Genomic DNA, 17,991 nt, shown 5'->3' with positions numbered 1-17,991 from the left:
GTTGCAGCAAGGTGATGTTTCTCTGCCTCGACTCCGGGTATCCTCGCTCAAGCTTTTCCGAACTGTGCTGATTCAAGGAGCTGTCCGCTGTGTTCAAACATGTCGATGCCTATGCCGGCGATCCGATCCTCTCGTTGATGGAAACCTTCAAGGCCGACCCGCGTGCGGCCAAGGTCAACCTGAGCATCGGCCTGTACTACGATGCTGCCGGCATCGTGCCGCAGTTGGCGGCAGTGGCCGAGGTTGAAAAACGCCTGGCCAACCAGCCTCACGAGGCTTCGCTGTACCTGCCAATGGAAGGTCTGGCCAGCTATCGCCAGGCGATCCAGGCGCTGCTGTTTGGTAACGACCACCCGGCAGTGACCGGCGGTCGCGTCGCTACCGTGCAGACCGTAGGCGGCTCGGGCGCGTTGAAAGTTGGCGCCGACTTCCTCAAACGCTACTTCCCGCAGTCCGAAGTCTGGGTCAGCAATCCGACCTGGGACAACCATCGCGCCATCTTCGAAGGTGCGGGTTTCAAGGTGAATACCTACCCGTACTTCGACACCACTACCCGCGGCGTCGACTTCGCCGGCATGCTGGCTGCGTTGCAGACTCTGCCCGCAAATAGCGTGGTGCTGCTGCACCCATGCTGCCACAACCCGACCGGTGTCGATCTGGACCAGAACCAGTGGCAGCAGGTTGTCGAAGTGGTCAAGGCACGCGAGCTGATCCCGTTCCTCGACATCGCCTACCAAGGCTTCGGCGAAGGCCTGGAACAGGATGCCTACGCCATCCGCGAAATGGCCCGTGCCGGCGTGCCGTGCCTGGTCAGCAACTCGTTCTCGAAGATTTTCTCGCTGTACGGCGAGCGCGTTGGCGGTCTGTCGGTGGTGTGTGACGACCAGGCCAGCACCCAGAGCGTGCTTGGCCAGCTCAAGGCAACCGTGCGCCGCAACTACTCCAGCCCACCAGCCTTCGGTGCGCAACTGGTTGCCGGCGTGCTCGGCGATGCCAGCCTCAATGCACAGTGGGCAGCCGAGGTCGAAGTGATGCGCCTGCGTATCCTTGAGATGCGCCAAGGTTTGGTCGACCTGCTCGGCGAGCTGCTGCCAGGGCAGGACTTCACGTTCTTCCTCGAACAGCGCGGCATGTTCAGTTACACCGGCTTCAGCGTCGATCAGGTCCGCCGTCTGCGTGACGAGTTCGGCGTTTACCTGATCGACAGTGGCCGGGTGTGCATGTCCGGCCTGCGTCCAAGCAACCTGCGCCAGGTTGCCGAGGCGTTCGCCGCAGTCCAACGCTAATCAGGGCAGGGGTCGGCAATCGGCCCCTTTGACCCAGCCTCGCAAACCTGGGTTGCCCCTGGGTTGTCATGACAAGTGCAACCGCCGCTCGGACAGGGCTTCGCAAGCGCCACCTTTCAGTGCACAATCGCGCCCCTCTTTTTCGGTTGAGGTGCGCGAGCCTTGTGTTTCGCCACGCTCAGCCTGTTGCAGTCTTGCGAGTGGAGTTGCACCCGGATGAATGAGCAGGCCTCAAGCGTTGAACAACGCTTCGAACAAACCACCAGCGCCACCCTCGGCAGCTGGGCACGACAAGACACCACCTGGATGCTCGGCCTGTTTGGCACCGCGATTGGCGCCGGCACCCTGTTCCTGCCGATCAACGCCGGCCTGGGCGGTTTCTGGCCGCTGCTGATCCTCGCCGCGCTGGCGTTCCCGATGACCTATTACGCCCACCGCGGCTTGACCCGCTTCGTGCTGTCCGGGCGTGGCGGCGACATCACCGAGGTGGTCGAGGAGCATTTCGGCCTCAAGGCTGGCGCGCTGATCACCGTGCTGTACTTCTTCGCGATCTTCCCGATCCTGTTGATCTACAGCGTGGCCCTGACCAACACCGTCAGCAGCTTCATGGAGCATCAATTGCACATGACCCCGCCACCGCGGGTGTTGCTGTCGTTTGGCTTGATCCTCGGCCTGCTGGCCATCGTGCGTTGCGGTGAACAGGCCACGGTCAAGGTCATGAGCCTGCTGGTTTACCCGTTCATCGTCGCCCTGGCCTTGCTGGCGCTTTACCTGGTGCCGCACTGGAGTGGCGGTATTCTCGATACCGCGATGCAGGTGCCATCGGGCTCGGCGTTCCTGCACACGGTGTGGCTGGCAATCCCGGTGATGGTGTTCTCGTTCAACCACTCGCCGATCATTTCCGCGTTTGCTGTCGACCAGAAGCGCCGTTACGGCGAGCACGCCGACGAGCGCAGCGGGCAGATCCTGTCGCGTGCGCACCTGTTGATGGTGGCTATGGTGCTGTTCTTCGTATTCAGCTGCGTGCTGACCCTGGACAGCGCCCAGTTGGCAGAAGCCAAGGCGCAGAACCTGTCGATCCTGTCGTACCTGGCCAACCACTTCAGCAACCCGACCATTGCTTTTGCTGCACCGCTGATTGCCTTCATTGCTATTGCCAAGTCGTTCCTGGGTCACTACATCGGTGCCAGCGAAGGCCTCAAAGGCATTATCGGCAAGACTGGCCTGCGCCCTGGGGCCAAGGCTCTGGACCGCATGGTCGCAGCGCTGATGCTGGTTGTGTGCTGGATCGTCGCCACCCTCAACCCGAGCATCCTGGGCATGATCGAATCGTTTGGCGGGCCGATCATTGCCGCGCTGCTGTTCCTGATGCCGATGTACGCCATCCGCAAGGTGCCGTCGATGCGCAAGTACAGCGGGGCGATGTCCAACCTGTTTGTGGTCTTCGTCGGCCTGGTCGCGATCAGCTCGGTAGTCTACTCGCTGGCCGCAAGCGTGCTCGGCTGGTGATGGCTTCTATATAAGAGGATGCCCGGACCGCCTGCTGCGCTCCGGGCATTTTTTTGTTCACACGAATTCCCCCGGCAGTAGAACAATTTCATCGCTACCCATAGGCTTGAGCGGCGCTTCATGCTTAACTCGGTGTCCTTTTCAAACACCCGCATAAGGATTCCGCTCATGGCTCAAGTGACCCTCAAAGGCAACCCGGTTCAGGTCAAAGGCAACCTCCCGCAAGCTGGCGCTCAGGCACCTGCGTTCTCGCTGGTTGGTGATGGCCTGGCTGACAAGTCGCTGCAAGACTACGCCGGCAAGCGCAAAGTGCTGAACATCTTCCCAAGCGTCGACACGCCAACCTGCGCGACTTCCGTGCGCAAGTTCAACGCCCAGGCCAACGAGCTGAACAACACCGTTGTGCTGTGCGTATCGGCCGACCTGCCGTTTGCTCAGGCGCGCTTCTGCGGTGCCGAAGGCCTGGAAAACGTCCAGAACCTGTCGACCCTGCGTGGCCGCGAGTTCCTCGAAAACTACGGCGTAGCCATTGCTGACGGCCCGCTGGCTGGCCTGGCGGCACGCGCTGTTGTCGTCATCGACGAGAACGACAAAGTGCTGCACAGCGAGCTGGTTGGCGAAATCGCCGAAGAGCCGAACTACGAGGCGGTCCTGGCTGTCTTGAAGTAAGCGCAGCGGGGCCGCTCTGCGGTTCGCGTACGCAACAAGCAATACCCTGAAACGGCCTGGACCCTGCTCCAGGCCGTTTTCATTTAAAGTTCATCGCGTTAGCAACGTCAGCCCAAGGTAAATGCCCTGTAAAGCTGCTTTGCTAAACCGATATCAATGCTTATCGTTCACCCTCCCAAGTCGCCGTTTCCGAACAAGGTTCGTTCAAGCCATGCAAGCTCCTGTCTCCCGCTCCCCCCGTCGCTGGCTGTTTGGCCTGCTGATCCTGGTCCTGGTGGCCCTGTTGGCCTGGTGGCTGTGGCCTGCCGCGTCGACGCCCAAGGATCAAGCCGGGCGCGCAGGCAAGAGCGGCCGGCCTGGTTTTGGCAGTTCTGCCGAGGCCGTGCCAGTGCGGGTAGAGCCGGTGCAGGTGGGCGACTTCCCGCTTTACTACAAGGCCCTGGGCACCGTGACCGCCAACAACACAGTCAACGTGCGCAGCCGCGTCGCCGGTGAGCTGGTCAAGGTCCACTTCAAGGAAGGCCAGCAGGTCAAAGCCGGCGACCTGCTGGCCGAGATCGACCCGCGCAGCTACCGCATCGCTTTGCAGCAGGCCGAAGGCACCTTGGCGCAGAATCAGGCGCAGCTGAAAAACGCCCAGGTTGACGTGGCCCGCTATAAAGGCCTGTACGCCGAAGACAGCATCGCCAAACAGACCCTGGACACCGCCGAGGCGCAGCTGGCGCAGTTCCAGGGCCTGATCAAGACCAATCAGGCCGCAGTCAGCGACGCCCGGCTCAACCTCGACTTCACCCAGATCCGCGCACCGATCAGCGGTCGCCTGGGCTTGCGTCAGCTCGACCTGGGTAACCTGGTCGCGGCCAACGACACCACGGCGCTGGTCGTGATCACCCAGACCGAGCCGATCAGCGTCGCCTTCACCTTGCCTGAAACCGAACTGACCACCGTGCTCGAGCGCTATCGCAGCGGCGCTGTTCTGCCCGTCGAGGCCTGGGACCGCAACGAGAGCAAGCTGCAGTCCAGTGGCGTGCTCGGCAGCCTGGACAACCAGATCGACACCACCACCGGTACTCTCAAGTTCAAGGCGAGCTTTGCCAACAAGGATCAGGCGCTGTTCCCCAACCAGTTCGTCAACGTGCGCCTGCTCGCCGACACCCTCAAACAGGTGGTCATGGCCCCAGCGGCTGCGATCCAGTTCGGCAGCGACGGCAGCTTTGCCTATGTGGTCAACGCAGAGAGCAAGGTCAATATCCGCAAGCTGAAGGTTGGCCCGAGTGATGGTGAGCGCAGTGTGATCCTCGACGGCCTGGTCGCGGGCGACCGCTTGGTACTCGAAGGCACCGACCGCCTGCGTGAAGGTAGCGCGGTAGAAGTGGTGGAAGACAGCTCGCAAGTACCGACCACCCCCGGTCAGCATCTGCAAGGCCAGGATGGCAGCGGCACCAGCGAGGCTGGCACGTCGGGCAAGGCGGGCGCATGAACCTCTCGCGGCTGTTCATCCTGCGCCCGGTCGCCACCACGCTGAGCATGCTGGCGTTGGTCCTGGCTGGCCTGATTGCCTACAAGCTGTTGCCGGTAGCGGCCTTGCCCCAGGTCGATTACCCGACCATCCGGGTCATGACTCTATATCCCGGTGCCAGCCCGCAGGTCATGACCAGTGCCGTCACTGCGCCGCTGGAACGCCAGTTCGGACAGATGCCGGGCCTGACCCAGATGGCCTCGACCAGCTCCGGCGGCGCCTCGGTGCTGACCCTGCGCTTCAGCCTGGACATGAACATGGACGTTGCCGAGCAACAGGTGCAGGCCGCGATCAACGCCGCCAGCAACCTGTTGCCCAGCGACCTGCCAGCGCCGCCGGTGTACAACAAGGTCAACCCGGCTGATACGCCGGTACTGACCCTGGCAATCTCGTCCAAGACCATGCCGTTGCCCAAGCTCAACGACCTGGTCGATACCCGGGTTGCGCAGAAGCTTGCCCAGATCAGCGGTGTGGGCATGGTCAGCATTGCCGGCGGCCAGCGCCAGGCCGTGCGGATCAAGGTCAACGTCGATGCCCTGGCGGCCAACGGCCTCAACCTGGAAGACGTACGCACCTTGATCGGCGCGTCCAACGTCAACCAGCCCAAAGGTAACTTCGACGGCCCCACCCGGGTATCGATGCTTGATGCCAACGACCAGCTGCGCTCCCCCGAGGAATACGCCAACCTCATCCTCGCCTACAACAATGGTGCACCGCTGCGTCTGAAAGATGTGGCTGAAATCGTCGATGGCGCCGAAAACGAACGCCTCGCGGCGTGGGCCAACGAGAACCAGGCAGTGCTGCTGAATATTCAGCGTCAGCCCGGCGCCAACGTCATCGAAGTGGTCGACCGCATCAAGGACCTGCTGCCGTCGATTACCGACAACCTGCCGGCTGGCCTGGATGTGATGGTGCTGACTGACCGCACCCAGACCATCCGCGCTGCGGTTACCGATGTGCAGCACGAGTTGCTGATTGCCATCGTGCTGGTGGTGATGGTGACGTTCGTGTTCCTGCGCCGGGTCAGTGCCACCATCATCCCGTCGATTGCCGTACCGCTGTCGTTGATCGGTACCTTTGGTGTGATGTATCTGGCGGGTTTTTCCATCAACAACCTGACGTTGATGGCGCTGACCATCGCCACCGGCTTTGTCGTCGACGATGCCATCGTCATGCTGGAGAACATTTCCCGCCATATCGAGGAGGGCGAGACGCCTATGCAGGCCGCGCTCAAGGGCGCCCGGCAGATTGGCTTCACCCTGATCTCGTTGACCTTCTCGCTGATTGCCGTCCTCATCCCGCTGCTGTTCATGGCTGACGTGGTCGGCCGCCTGTTCCGCGAGTTCGCCATCACTCTGGCGGTGGCGATCCTGATTTCGCTGGTGGTATCGCTGACCCTGACGCCGATGATGTGCGCGCGCTTGCTCAAGCGCGAGCCGAAGGAAGAAGAGCAGAGCCGTTTCTATCGCGCCAGCGGCGCCTGGATCGACTGGCTGATCGAGCACTACAGCCGCGGCCTGCGTTGGGTATTGCGCCACCAGCCGCTGACCCTGCTGGTTGCCATCGCCAGCATGGTGCTGACCGTGGTGCTGTACATGGCAGTGCCCAAGGGCTTCTTTCCGGTGCAGGATACCGGGGTGATCCAGGGCATCTCCGAAGCACCGCAGTCGACTTCGTTCGCCGCCATGAGCGAGCGTCAGCAAGCGCTGAGCAAGATCATTCTGCAGGACCCTTCGGTGCAAAGCCTGTCGTCCTACATCGGCGTGGATGGCGACAACGCCACGCTCAATAGTGGCCGCTTGCTGATCAACCTCAAAGCCCATGGTGAGCGCGACGTCAGCGCCACTGAAGTGATCGCACGCCTGCAGCCGCAAGTCGACAAGCTGGTCGGTATCCGCCTGTTCATGCAGCCGGTGCAGGACTTGAGCATCGAAGATCGGGTCAGCCGTACCCAGTACCAGTTCAGCCTGTCATCGCCCGACGCCGACATGCTTGCCACCTGGAGTGGCAAGCTGGTTCAGGCCCTGCAACAGCGGCCCGAACTGCGTGACGTGGCCAGCGACCTGCAGGACCAGGGCTTGCAGGTGTACCTGGTAATCGATCGCGATATGGCCAGCCGGCTGGGCATCAACGTCTCGCAGATCACCAACGCGTTGTATGACGCCTTCGGTCAGCGGCAGATTTCCACCATCTACACCCAGGCCAGCCAGTACCGAGTGGTCCTGCAGTCGCAGAACGCCGCCAGTATCGGCCCGGCGGCGCTGGAGTCGATTCACGTCAAGGCCAGCGATGGCGGTCAGGTGCGGCTGTCGGCACTGGCACGTATCGAGCAGCGCCAGGCGCAGCTGGCGATCTCCCACATCGGTCAGTTCCCGGCGGTGATGATGTCGTTCAACCTGGCACCCGGTGTGGCGCTGGGTGAGGCGGTGGCCGCGATCGAGCAGGTGCAGCAGGAAATCGCCATGCCGATCGGTGTGCAGACCCGCTTCCAAGGCGCTGCCGAGGCCTTCCAGGCGTCCCTGTCGAGCACCTTGTTGCTGATTCTGGCGGCTGTGGTGACGATGTATATCGTGCTCGGCGTGCTCTACGAGAGCTACATCCACCCGATCACCATTCTCTCGACCCTGCCGTCGGCGGCGGTCGGCGCCTTGCTGGCGCTGCTGATCAGCGGCAATGACCTGGGCATGATCGCCATCATCGGCATCATCCTGCTGATTGGTATCGTCAAGAAGAACGCGATCATGATGATCGACTTTGCCCTGGAGGCTGAACGCAACCAGGGCATGACCCCACACGATGCGATCTACCAGGCGGCGCTGCTGCGCTTCCGGCCGATCCTGATGACTACGCTGGCGGCGTTGTTCGGCGCGGTGCCGTTGATGCTTGCCACCGGCTCCGGCGCCGAGCTGCGCCAGCCGCTGGGGCTGGTGATGGTTGGCGGGCTGCTGGTCAGCCAGGTGCTGACGTTGTTCACCACACCGGTCATCTACCTGTACTTCGACCGCCTGGCCCAGCGCTGGCGGCCGCGCGATGATGCCAAGCAGGCGCAAGCATGAACCTGTCCGGGCCATTCATTCGCCGGCCGGTCGCGACCATGCTGCTGAGCCTGGCGATCATGCTGCTGGGCGGGGTCAGTTTTGGTCTGCTGCCGGTGTCGCCGCTGCCGCAGATGGACTTTCCGGTGATTGTGGTCTCGGCCAACCTGGCCGGCGCCAGCCCCGAGGTGATGGCCTCCACCGTAGCCACACCGCTGGAACGCAAGCTCGGCGCTATCGCCGGGGTTACCACCTTGACCAGCAGCTCCAACCAGGGCTCGACCCGGGTCATCATCGGCTTCGAGCAGGGCCGCGACATCGATGGTGCCGCGCGGGAAGTGCAGGCTGCGATCAACGCCACCCGCAACCTGCTGCCCAGCGGTATGCGCAGCATGCCCACCTACAAGAAGATCAACCCGTCGCAGGCGCCGGTGATGGTCATCGCATTGACCTCCAGCGTGCTGCAGAAGGGCCAGCTGTACGACCTGGCCGATACCATTCTGTCGCAGAGCCTGGCCCAGGTCAGCGGAGTAGGGGAAGTGCAGATCGGCGGCAGCTCGCTGCCGGCGGTACGCATCGCGCTCGAGCCGCAGCTGCTCAACCAGTACAGCCTGTCGCTGGATGAGGTGCGCACGGCGGTGAGCAATGCCAACCAGCGCCGGCCGATGGGCTTTGTCGAGGACGACGAGCGAAACTGGCAGGTGCGCGCCAACGATCAGCTGGAAAAAGCCAAGGATTATCAATCGCTGGTAATTCGCCAGAAGGACGGCGCCATCCTGCGTCTGTCGGACGTCGGTACGGTCACCGATGGCGTCGAGAACCGCTACAACAGTGGTTTTTTCAACGACCAGAGCGCGGTGCTGTTGGTGATCAACCGGCAGAACAACGCCAACATCATCGAGACCGTGGCGCAGATCAAGCAGCAACTGCCCGCGCTGCAGTCGCTGTTGCCCGCCAGCGTCAAGCTGGATATCGCCATGGACCGCTCGCCGGTGATCAACGCGACGCTCAAGGAAGCCGAGCACACCTTGCTGATTGCCGTAGTTCTGGTGATCCTGGTGGTCTATCTGTTCCTTGGCAACCTGCGTGCCTCGCTGATCCCAAGCCTTGCGGTGCCAGTGTCGTTGGTCGGCACCTTTGCGGTCATGTATCTGTGTGGCTTCTCGCTGAACAACCTGTCGCTGATGGCGCTGATCCTGGCCACCGGGCTGGTGGTCGACGACGCCATCGTAGTGCTGGAGAACATCTCCCGCCATATCGAGAACGGCCAGCCGCCCATGCGCGCGGCGTTTCTCGGCGCCAAAGAGGTGGGCTTTACCCTGCTGTCGATGAACGTCTCGCTGGTCTCGGTATTCGTCTCGATCCTGTTCATGGGCGGCATCGTGCGCAGCCTGTTCCAGGAGTTCTCGATCACCCTGGCGGCGGCGATCATCGTCTCGTTGATCGTTTCGCTGACGCTGACGCCAATGCTCTGCGCGCGCTGGCTCAAGCCCCACGAGCAACAGCCCAACCGCCTGCAGCGCTGGAGCGACCGCCAGCATCAGCGCATGGTCGCCGGTTACGACCGTAGCCTGGGTTGGGTCCTGCGCCATCGTCGCCTGACCTTGTTCAGCCTGTTGCTGACTATCGGCGTCAATGTGCTGCTGTATGTGGTGGTACCCAAGACCCTGATGCCACAGCAGGACACCGGCCAACTGATGGGTTTTGTGCGTGGCGACGACGGCCTGTCGTTTACCGTGATGCAGCCGAAAATGGAAATCTACCGGCGTGCGCTGCTGGCCGACCCGGCGGTGCAAAGCGTGGCTGGCTTCATCGGCGGCAACAGCGGCACCAACAATGCCATGGTGCTGGTGCGCCTGAAGCCGATCAGCGAACGCAAGATCAATGCCCAGCAGGTGATCGAGCGCCTGCGCAAGGAGCTGCCCAAGGTACCCGGCGGGCGCTTGTTCCTGATGGCCGATCAGGACCTGCAACTGGGCGGCGGGGGCCGTGACCAGACCTCTTCGCAGTACCTGTACACCCTGCAGAGCGGGGATCTGGCTGCGCTGCGCGAGTGGTTCCCCAAGGTCACCGCGGCGATGCGCGCGCTGCCCGAGCTGACCGCCATCGACGCCCATGACGGTGCCGGCACTCAGCAGGTAACGCTGGTGGTCGATCGTGATCAGGCCAAGCGCCTGGGCATTGATATGGACATGGTCACCACGGTGCTCAACAACGCCTACAGCCAGCGGCAGATCTCGACCATCTACGACAGCCTCAACCAGTATCAGGTAGTGCTGGAGATCAATCCCAAGTACGCCTGGGACCCAAGCACGCTGGAGCAAGTCCAGGTGATCACCGCCGACGGCGCGCGGGTGCCGTTGTCAGCCTTTGCCCGCTACGAGAACAGCCTGGCCAACGACCGAGTCAGCCACGAGGGCCAGTTCGCCTCGGAAGACATCGCTTTCGACGTGGCCGAGGGCTACAGCACCGATCAGGCCATGGCCGCGGTCGAGCGGGCAGTAGCCCGGCTGGGCCTGCCGGAAGACGTGATCGCCAAGCTTGGCGGTACCGCCGACGCGTTCAGCAAGACTCAGGAAGGGCAGCCGCTGATGATCCTCGGCGCCTTGGTGCTGGTGTATCTGGTGCTGGGGATTCTCTATGAAAGCTACATCCACCCGCTGACGATCCTCTCGACCTTGCCATCTGCTGGCGTGGGTGCACTGCTGGCGATGTACGTAACAGGCGGCGAGTTCAGTCTGATCTCGTTGCTGGGGCTGTTCCTGCTGATCGGCGTAGTCAAGAAAAACGCCATCCTGATGATCGACCTGGCCCTGCAGCTTGAGCGCAACGAAGGCCTGTCGCCTGAAGAGTCGATCCGCCGTGCCTGCCTGCTGCGCCTGCGGCCGATCCTGATGACCACCATTGCCGCCATCCTTGGCGCCTTGCCGCTGTTGCTGAGCAATGCCGAAGGCGCCGAAATGCGTCAGCCATTGGGTCTGACGATTATCGGCGGGCTGGTCTTCAGCCAGGTGCTGACGCTTTATACAACGCCTGTGGTCTACCTCTACCTCGATCGCCTGCGCCACCGATTCAACCATTGGCGCGGTGTACGTACCGACGCTGCACTGGATACCCCGCTATGAATTTTGCCCAAACTCCGCTTCACCGTGCCTTGCAGCTGCTGGGCCGCGGCCGAGGCTCGCGCCTGTTTGGCGCCAGCCTCTGCGTACTGATGCTCAGTGCCTGCACCTTGAGCCCGGATTACCAGCGGCCCGAGTTGAGCACACCCGCCCAGTTCAAGCAGGCCGAAGGCTGGACTCAGGCCAAACCGTCGGATGCGATTGCCCGTGGCGCCTGGTGGGAGCTGTACGGTGATGCCCAGCTCAACAGCCTGGTCGAGGAGCTCAACCGCAGTAACCAGACCGTTGCCCAGTACGAAGCGCAGTACCGCCAGGCCACCGCATTGATCCGCAGCAGCCGCGCCTCGTTGTTCCCCAGCCTCGATCTGTCGGCAGGCAAGAATCGTTCGGCGCAGGGCACCGGCAGCAGTAGCTCGAGTCTGTCGAACAACAGCAGCGGTATCCGTAATACCTACACCACCCAGCTCGGGGTCAGTTGGGAGATCGACCTGTGGGGCAAGCTGCGGGAAACCCTCAATGCCAACGAAGCCAGTGCCGAGGCCAGTTTTGCCGACCTGGCAGCGATGCGCCTGAGCTTGCAGTCGGAGCTGGTGCAGAACTACCTGCAACTGCGTGTGATCGATGAGCAGAAGCGCTTGCTCGAGGCCACCGTTGCCGCTTACGAGCGCTCGCTGAAGATGACCGAAAACCAGTACCGAGCTGGGGTGTCCGGGCCGGATGCGGTCGCCCAGGCGCGCACCCAGCTCAAGAGCACCCAGGCCGACCTGATCGACCTGATCTGGCAGCGCGCCCAGTATGAAAACGCCATCGCCGTGCTGATGGGCAAGGCTCCTGCGGACTTTGCCCTGGCTGACAGCAAGTCGATCCCTGCGCTGCCGCAGGTGCCGCTGGCGCTGCCGTCGCAATTGCTCGAACGGCGCCCTGACATTGCCTCGGCGGAGCGCAGTGTTATGGCTGCCAACTCGAGCATCGGCGTGGCTCGCGCGGCGTATTTCCCGGACTTGAGCCTGAGCATGAGCGGCGGCTACTCGAGCAGCAGTTTCAGCAACTGGATCGAGCTGCCGAACCGCTTCTGGTCGGTCGGGCCGTCATTGGCCATGACCTTGTTCGATGCCGGTAAACGCAGCGCCGAAGTGGACCGCACCGTCGCGGTGTACGACCAGACCGTGGCGCAGTACCGGCAGACCGTGCTCGATGGCTTCAGGGAAGTGGAAAACTACCTGGTCCAGCTCAAGGTCTATGGCGATGAAGCAGTGGTACGCCAGGAAGCGCTGGAGGCCGCACGCCAGTCGCTGCGCCTGACCGAAAACCAGTACCGGGCCGGCCTGATTGGCTACCTGGACGTGGTCAATGTGCAGGCCACTGCGCTGAGCAACGAACGCAGCGTGCTCAATTTGCTGCAAGGGCGGCTGATCGCCAGCGTGCAATTGATCACCGCGTTGGGTGGTGGTTGGGATAGTCAGCAGGCGTTCAGCCAAGCGCAACAATAGGGCGGATCCGACGCCGGATTGACGCCGTGAAAGCGGCGTTTTCCCCGGTTTGGACGCGACCGTTCTGCGTACTGGCATTCTTATGGCTCAGCCCCGCGAAATGCCGTGCGTTTCGCCAAGGCTTGAGTACAATCAGCGGCTTTTCCGGGCCCTCCCTGCGCCCGATGCCGGAACCCCCATGCTAATCGGTAGTTATTCCCCCGCGCTGGTGTTGATCTCACTGTGCGTGGCTATTCTTGCGTCCTATACCGCACTGGACCTGACCGGGCGCATTGCCACGGCCAAGGGGCGTGCGGTTTATCTGTGGATGTGCGGTGGGGCTTTGGCGATGGGCAGCGGGGTCTGGTCGATGCACTTCATCGGTATGCTCGCCTTCAGCCTGCCGATCGACCTGGGCTATGACCTGACTCTGACACTGGTGTCGTTGCTGATCGCAGTGCTGTCATCCGGATTTGCCCTGTGGTTGATCAACCAACCGAGCCTGCCTTTGCTGCAGCTGGCGTGCGGCGCCCTGATCATGGGTACCGGCATCAGCAGCATGCACTACATGGGCATGGCCGCGATGCGCATGCAACCAGGGATCGATTACGATCCTCAATTGTTCAGCGCTTCATTGGCGATCGCGGTATGTGCATCCGCAGCAGCGCTGTGGATCGCTTTCCGCCTGCGCCGGCAGACCCCTTACGTGCGGCAAATCCGCGGCGCTGCGGCCGTGCTGATGGGCATTGCGATCGTTGGCATGCACTACACCGGCATGGCCGCGGCAAGCTTTCCTGGGGGCAGTTACTGTGGCGCGCTTGGTACGGGGCTTAAAGGCGATGGCCTGGTCTATCTGGTGCTGATCACTACCCTCGCGGTACTCGCCGTGGCCTTGCTCACGTCGGTGCTCGATGCACGACTGGTCGCGCGTACCACCGAACTTGCTCGCTCGCTGACGCTGGCCAACCAGGAGCTGACCCAGCTGACCCTGCACGATATCCTCACCGGCCTGCCCAATCGCACGCTGTTGGCTGACCGCATCGAGCAGGCCATTGGCAAGGCGGGCGAGCAGGGCACCTGCTTTGCCCTGATGTTCATCGACCTAGACGGGTTCAAGCCAGTCAACGATGCCTTCGGCCATCATGTCGGCGACCAGTTGCTCAAGGCCGTGGCCGAGCGCCTGCGTGGCCACTTGCACAGCCAGGACACGCTGGCGCGGATCGGTGGCGATGAGTTTGTGCTGCTGGTGGAGCTGCAAGAGCCGGGGGATGCAATGGGCGTCGCAATCAAGCAGGTGAACCTGGTGTCGCGGCCGTATCGAGTGGCGGAACACGACCTGCAGTTGACTGCCAGCATTGGTATCGTGCTTTATCCAGGCAACGGCACGGACCAGCATGAGCTGCTGCGCAACGCCGATGCGGCGATGTACCACGCCAAAAACGCTGGCAAGAACGGCTACAGCTTCTTCGACGTCTCGATGAACAGCGATGCACGCCAGCAGTTGCAGTTGCTGCAGGACTTGCGAGTCGCGCTGCAACAGGGCCAGTTCCGCCTGCATTACCAGCCCAAGTTCGACGCCGTCCGGCGGGTGCCGATCGGTGCCGAAGCCTTGCTGCGCTGGGAGCATCCGCAACACGGCTTGCTGTACCCGGACCGCTTCATCAGCCTGGCCGAGAAGACCGGGCTGATCATTCCGATCGGTGAATGGGTGCTTGGCGAAGCCTGTCGGCAGATGCGTCAATGGCTCGAGCAGGGGCATGAAGACTGGCGCATCGCGGTAAACCTGTCGGCCATCCAGTTTTGCTACGCCGGTCTGGTCGACGGTGTTGCCCAGGCATTGCAGCGCAATCAGCTGCCCGCCAACCACCTGACCCTGGAGATCACCGAGACCACCGCCATGCGTGACGCGGATGCCAGCCTGCTGGTATTGCAGAGGCTGTCCGATATGGGCGTGGATATTTCCATCGACGATTTCGGTACCGGCTACTCGAGCCTGATGTACCTCAAACGTCTGCCGGCCAATGAGCTGAAGATCGATCGCGGCTTCGTCCGTGACCTGGAGCATGACAGCGACGATGCAGCGATCGTCTCGGCAATCGTGGCTCTAGGCCAGGCGCTGGGCCTGCGTATCGTTGCCGAAGGTGTCGAGACCGACAGTCAGCAGGATTTTCTCACCCGTCTGGGCTGTGACTCGTTGCAGGGTTATCTGATGGGCCGACCGGTGCCGGCAGAGCACTTCATGGCAGGGCTCGCGCCGCGCGAAGCGCCTCGGGTCAGCTAGACCGCGGTGCGCAGGGCAAGGGAGGGGATGAAAGCGGCCATTTCATCTTCGACAGCTTCAATGATGCGCTCGACATCGCTGGCGGCCATGACCGCGCTGCAGGGGATACCGGCGATGGCCAGCACGGTTTCGCCCGACTCGCGATCGAACAGGCGCACAATCATGCTGCGCGGTGCATCCATGCTGGCTTCAAAGCCCAAAGGATGGAAGTGCCAGCGCATCACCTGGCAAGCATTGGGAAACGTCATCTTGTTCACGCTTGCCTCCTCGACCTTGTTTAAGAAAGGGCTGAGTGTTGCGCTGTCAATTGGCGCCAAGGACTGTAACCTTAGCACCTAAGGCGGTAGTTTCTCGTACAAAAGATGACATTTATACCAATGCTTGACCTCGGTCACAGCTGGCGCATTGGGGCAAACGTTTTCGTCGGCATATTCAGCCCAGCAAGCCCGCGGCGATATTGATGGTGATCCCCAGAATCGCCGTATTGAAGACAAAACCCACCAGAGATTGTGCCAGAACCACCCGGCGGATGCCGCGGTCGGCAACGCCGACGTCGGAGGTCTGGACGGCCACGCTGAGGGTGAAAGCGAAGTAGTGGAAGTCCCAGTAATCCGGGTTGCGCTCGCCATCGGCAAAGCGCAGGGGCGGTTCTGGCAGTGCCGAGGTGTAGAACAGTCGCGCGTAATGCAGGCTGAAGATGCAGCCGATCAGCAGCCAGGAGCCGGCTACGGTCAGCCCGGTGTACAGGTAGTGCACCGTCAACTCGCTACCGTGCAGGTCTTGACTGGCTGCCAGTTGCAGCACCACTGCAGCCAGGCTGGCAATTGCGGCCAGGCAGACCGCGAACAGCACCAGCCCGGCATTCTCGTCTTCGATCTGCGCGACCTTGCGAACCTTGGCCGGTGTGGCCCGCCAGCTGAGCCACAGCACCAGCAGTACGTACAGCCAGACACCCAGGTTCCAGCCGGCCAGCAGGTGCTGAATCAGGGTTTCGGCCGGAATCAACCAGCCGCCAACCAGCCCGGCAAGGGTGGCGATCGTCAGGCGAGGGTGAGAGCGGGTCAGACGGTGCAGTGCCATAGGGCCTCGCTGGCAGGGGCGGTGAGCTTCACTGTAGCGCTTTGGGCTGGCGCGGTGCATAACATCGCAAGCGTCGGTGCACACGGGCACTTGCTGGTCAGCAACGGCGTGGTGTTTCCGGTAACATCAGGGCAGCTCGAAGGGCCAAACCTGTTGCATATCAAGATGATGGCATTGATTGCAGCTTGAAGTTCAAGGAATAGGATTCATGTTTTGACCGATTCTCTGCAAAACCCCCTGTTGCAGTATCTCGCCCGGCTGGCGCCTTCCAGTCAGCTGACCATGCGCTACATTCTGCAGGACGCCGCCGACCGGCTCGGCTTCATCGACTGTGATATCGCCGACGTGCCCTGGCACCGGCTTGAGCCTGGGCACATCATCGCCTTGGTCGCGGCGCTGCGCACAGACGGTTACGCGCCCAATACCTCTTCGCTGTACGTCAATGCCGTGCGTGGGGTGATGAACGAAGCCTGGCGCCAGGGCTTGATAGGGCATGAACAGCTGCTGCGCATGCGTGAGGTCAAACCGGCGACCGGCAGCCGGCTGCCGCCCGGGCGCAATCTGCGGCGCAGCCTGATTCGTGAACTGATGGATGCCTGCGCCGCCGATCCGCGCCCGCAAGGGGTGCGGGACGCTGCGATCATTGCACTGCTGTACGGCACCGGCATGCGCAAGTCCGAGTCGGTGGATATCGACCTGGCGCAAGTCGATTTCACCGAGCGCAGTTTGCAGGTAGTGGGCAAGGGCAACCGGCAGTTGGTCAAGTACGCACCGGCCTGGGCGTTCGAAAAACTCCAGGCGTGGCTGGACTTGCGCCGTGAGCAGCTACCTGTCGGCGAAGCCGATGATGAGTTCCTGTTCAATCGCATCCGCCGCGGCAACCACATCACCCGCGCGCGCATCACCAAGCATGCGATCTATTACATCGCTCGCCAGCGCGGCGCGCAGGTCGGGGTCAAGATCATGCCGCATGATTTTCGCCGGGCGTTCATTACCCGGGTTATCGAAGAGCACGATCTGTCGATTGCGCAGAAGCTTGCCCACCATGCCAATATCCAGACCACGGCGGCCTACGACCGCCGCGATGACAACGAGCGGCGCAGGGCGGTGGATCGGTTCGACTACTGAGGCGCTTGGCTATGCAGGTCAGGCGACGTCGATCAGCACGATTTCGCTGTCTTCGAGGGCCGTCACGGTCAGCACCGGCTCTTGCTCGATGGCTAGCCCGTCACGCGTCTCCACCCGCACGCCGTTGACTTCGATACTGCCTTTGGCGGGCACCAGATAGCCCCGGCGGCCTTCATCGAAGCTGTAGCGTGCGGTTTCACCGGCCCTCAAGGTGGCGGCTACCAATCTTGCGTCGGCACGGATCTGCAAACTCTGCTCGTCTCCGCTGCGACCGCTGGCCAGGGTCACAAAGCCTTCACCGCGTTCGCCTTTGGGAAACGGGCGAACGTCCCAGGCCGGTGCTGCGCCAACACGTTCAGGGATGATCCAGATCTGGAAAATCCGCGTGTCGACCTTCTCCAGGTTGTACTCGCTGTGGACAATGCCGCTGCCAGCACTCATGACCTGCACATCGCCGGCCTCGGTACGGCCCTTGTTACCCAAGCTGTCCTCGTGGCTGATCGCCCCTTCACGGACGTAGGTGATGATCTCCATGTCACGATGCGGATGCGGCGGGAAGCCGCTGCCGGCGGCAATCAGGTCGTCATTCCAGACCCGCAGATTGCCCCAGTGCATACGCGCTGGGTCGTAGTATTCAGCGAATGAAAAATGATGATGAGCATCGAGCCAGCCGTGATTGGCGTGGCCCAGGCTGGCAAAAGGTCTGAGGTGCAGCATGACAGTCGGCTCCCTGAATAGCGTTGGATGGACGCCATCATGCAGCCAAAAAGAATCGAATATAAGCGTAAATAACGGCTTAAAACCATCGTTTTAGTCGATGTATGGAGCTGCAGTCAATTATGCGATTCATCGGCTAATAGGCTGATGTGCAAGCAATTGCTGGCGATTTTCAC

General features: G+C 62.1%; 12 protein-coding genes. 9 read left to right on the top strand and 3 right to left on the bottom strand.

What is annotated here, in order from left to right; translation table 11 throughout:
• Positions 1–89: 89 nt before the first annotated feature.
• The 8 genes from HU736_RS05270 (at position 90) to HU736_RS05235 (ending at position 14,890) form a co-directional block, all read left to right on the top strand.
• Positions 90–1,286 carry an amino acid aminotransferase gene (locus tag HU736_RS05270; RefSeq protein WP_103437491.1) on the top strand — a complete coding sequence of 399 codons (1,197 nt, stop codon included), beginning with the start codon at positions 90–92 and terminating at the stop codon, positions 1,284–1,286.
• A 216-nt stretch (positions 1,287–1,502) separates the two neighbouring features.
• Positions 1,503–2,795: a serine/threonine transporter gene (locus tag HU736_RS05265; RefSeq protein ID WP_101319726.1), complete on the top strand. Its 1,293-nt coding sequence runs from the start codon at positions 1,503–1,505 to the stop codon at positions 2,793–2,795.
• Between the two features lie 168 nt (positions 2,796–2,963).
• Positions 2,964–3,464 (top strand): thiol peroxidase, encoded by a 501-nt coding sequence (gene tpx, locus HU736_RS05260; RefSeq protein ID WP_101319724.1) that lies wholly within the window; start codon positions 2,964–2,966, stop codon positions 3,462–3,464.
• A gap of 211 nt (positions 3,465–3,675) precedes the next feature.
• Positions 3,676–4,944, top strand: coding sequence for an MdtA/MuxA family multidrug efflux RND transporter periplasmic adaptor subunit (locus HU736_RS05255; protein ID WP_103437490.1), 1,269 nt, complete (start codon positions 3,676–3,678; stop codon positions 4,942–4,944).
• The gene (locus tag HU736_RS05250; RefSeq protein WP_186697922.1) at positions 4,941–8,039 is read left to right on the top strand and encodes an MdtB/MuxB family multidrug efflux RND transporter permease subunit; all 3,099 of its coding nucleotides are present in this window, start codon (positions 4,941–4,943) and stop codon (positions 8,037–8,039) included. The genes HU736_RS05255 and HU736_RS05250 overlap by 4 nt, the downstream gene beginning before the upstream one ends.
• The gene (locus tag HU736_RS05245) at positions 8,036–11,143 is read left to right on the top strand and encodes an efflux RND transporter permease subunit (RefSeq protein ID WP_186697924.1); all 3,108 of its coding nucleotides are present in this window, start codon (positions 8,036–8,038) and stop codon (positions 11,141–11,143) included. Before HU736_RS05250 ends, HU736_RS05245 begins: the two co-directional genes overlap by 4 nt.
• A complete protein-coding gene (locus tag HU736_RS05240) occupies positions 11,140–12,630 on the top strand; it encodes an efflux transporter outer membrane subunit (protein WP_103437487.1) in 1,491 nt (496 codons plus the stop codon). The genes HU736_RS05245 and HU736_RS05240 overlap by 4 nt, the downstream gene beginning before the upstream one ends.
• A gap of 178 nt (positions 12,631–12,808) precedes the next feature.
• Positions 12,809–14,890, top strand: coding sequence for a putative bifunctional diguanylate cyclase/phosphodiesterase (locus HU736_RS05235; protein WP_186697926.1), 2,082 nt, complete (start codon positions 12,809–12,811; stop codon positions 14,888–14,890).
• Here HU736_RS05235 and HU736_RS05230 read toward each other — a convergent pair.
• Together HU736_RS05230 and HU736_RS05225 are read right to left on the bottom strand one after the other, a co-directional pair.
• A complete protein-coding gene (locus tag HU736_RS05230; protein ID WP_103437485.1) occupies positions 14,887–15,147 on the bottom strand; it encodes a DUF1652 domain-containing protein in 261 nt (86 codons plus the stop codon). The two genes, HU736_RS05235 and HU736_RS05230, sit on opposite strands and share 4 nt — an antisense overlap.
• A gap of 175 nt (positions 15,148–15,322) precedes the next feature.
• A complete protein-coding gene (locus HU736_RS05225) occupies positions 15,323–15,970 on the bottom strand; it encodes a DUF1345 domain-containing protein (RefSeq protein ID WP_186697929.1) in 648 nt (215 codons plus the stop codon).
• Positions 15,971–16,183: 213 nt separating this feature from the next.
• Between HU736_RS05225 and HU736_RS05220 the strand changes: the two genes are divergently transcribed.
• The gene (locus HU736_RS05220; protein WP_103437484.1) at positions 16,184–17,098 is read left to right on the top strand and encodes a site-specific integrase; all 915 of its coding nucleotides are present in this window, start codon (positions 16,184–16,186) and stop codon (positions 17,096–17,098) included.
• Between the two features lie 18 nt (positions 17,099–17,116).
• On the opposite strand, the gene HU736_RS05215 is transcribed toward HU736_RS05220, so the two are convergent.
• Positions 17,117–17,815 carry a pirin family protein gene (locus HU736_RS05215; RefSeq protein WP_103437483.1) on the bottom strand — a complete coding sequence of 233 codons (699 nt, stop codon included), beginning with the start codon at positions 17,813–17,815 and terminating at the stop codon, positions 17,117–17,119.
• Positions 17,816–17,991: the final 176 nt, after the last annotated feature.

Origin of the sequence: Pseudomonas shirazensis (assembly GCF_014268785.2) — a bacterium.
Taxonomy (GTDB): domain Bacteria; phylum Pseudomonadota; class Gammaproteobacteria; order Pseudomonadales; family Pseudomonadaceae; genus Aquipseudomonas; species Aquipseudomonas shirazensis.
Note: the sequence above shows the minus strand (reverse complement) of the source record. Positions and strands in the feature narration are given on the sequence as shown.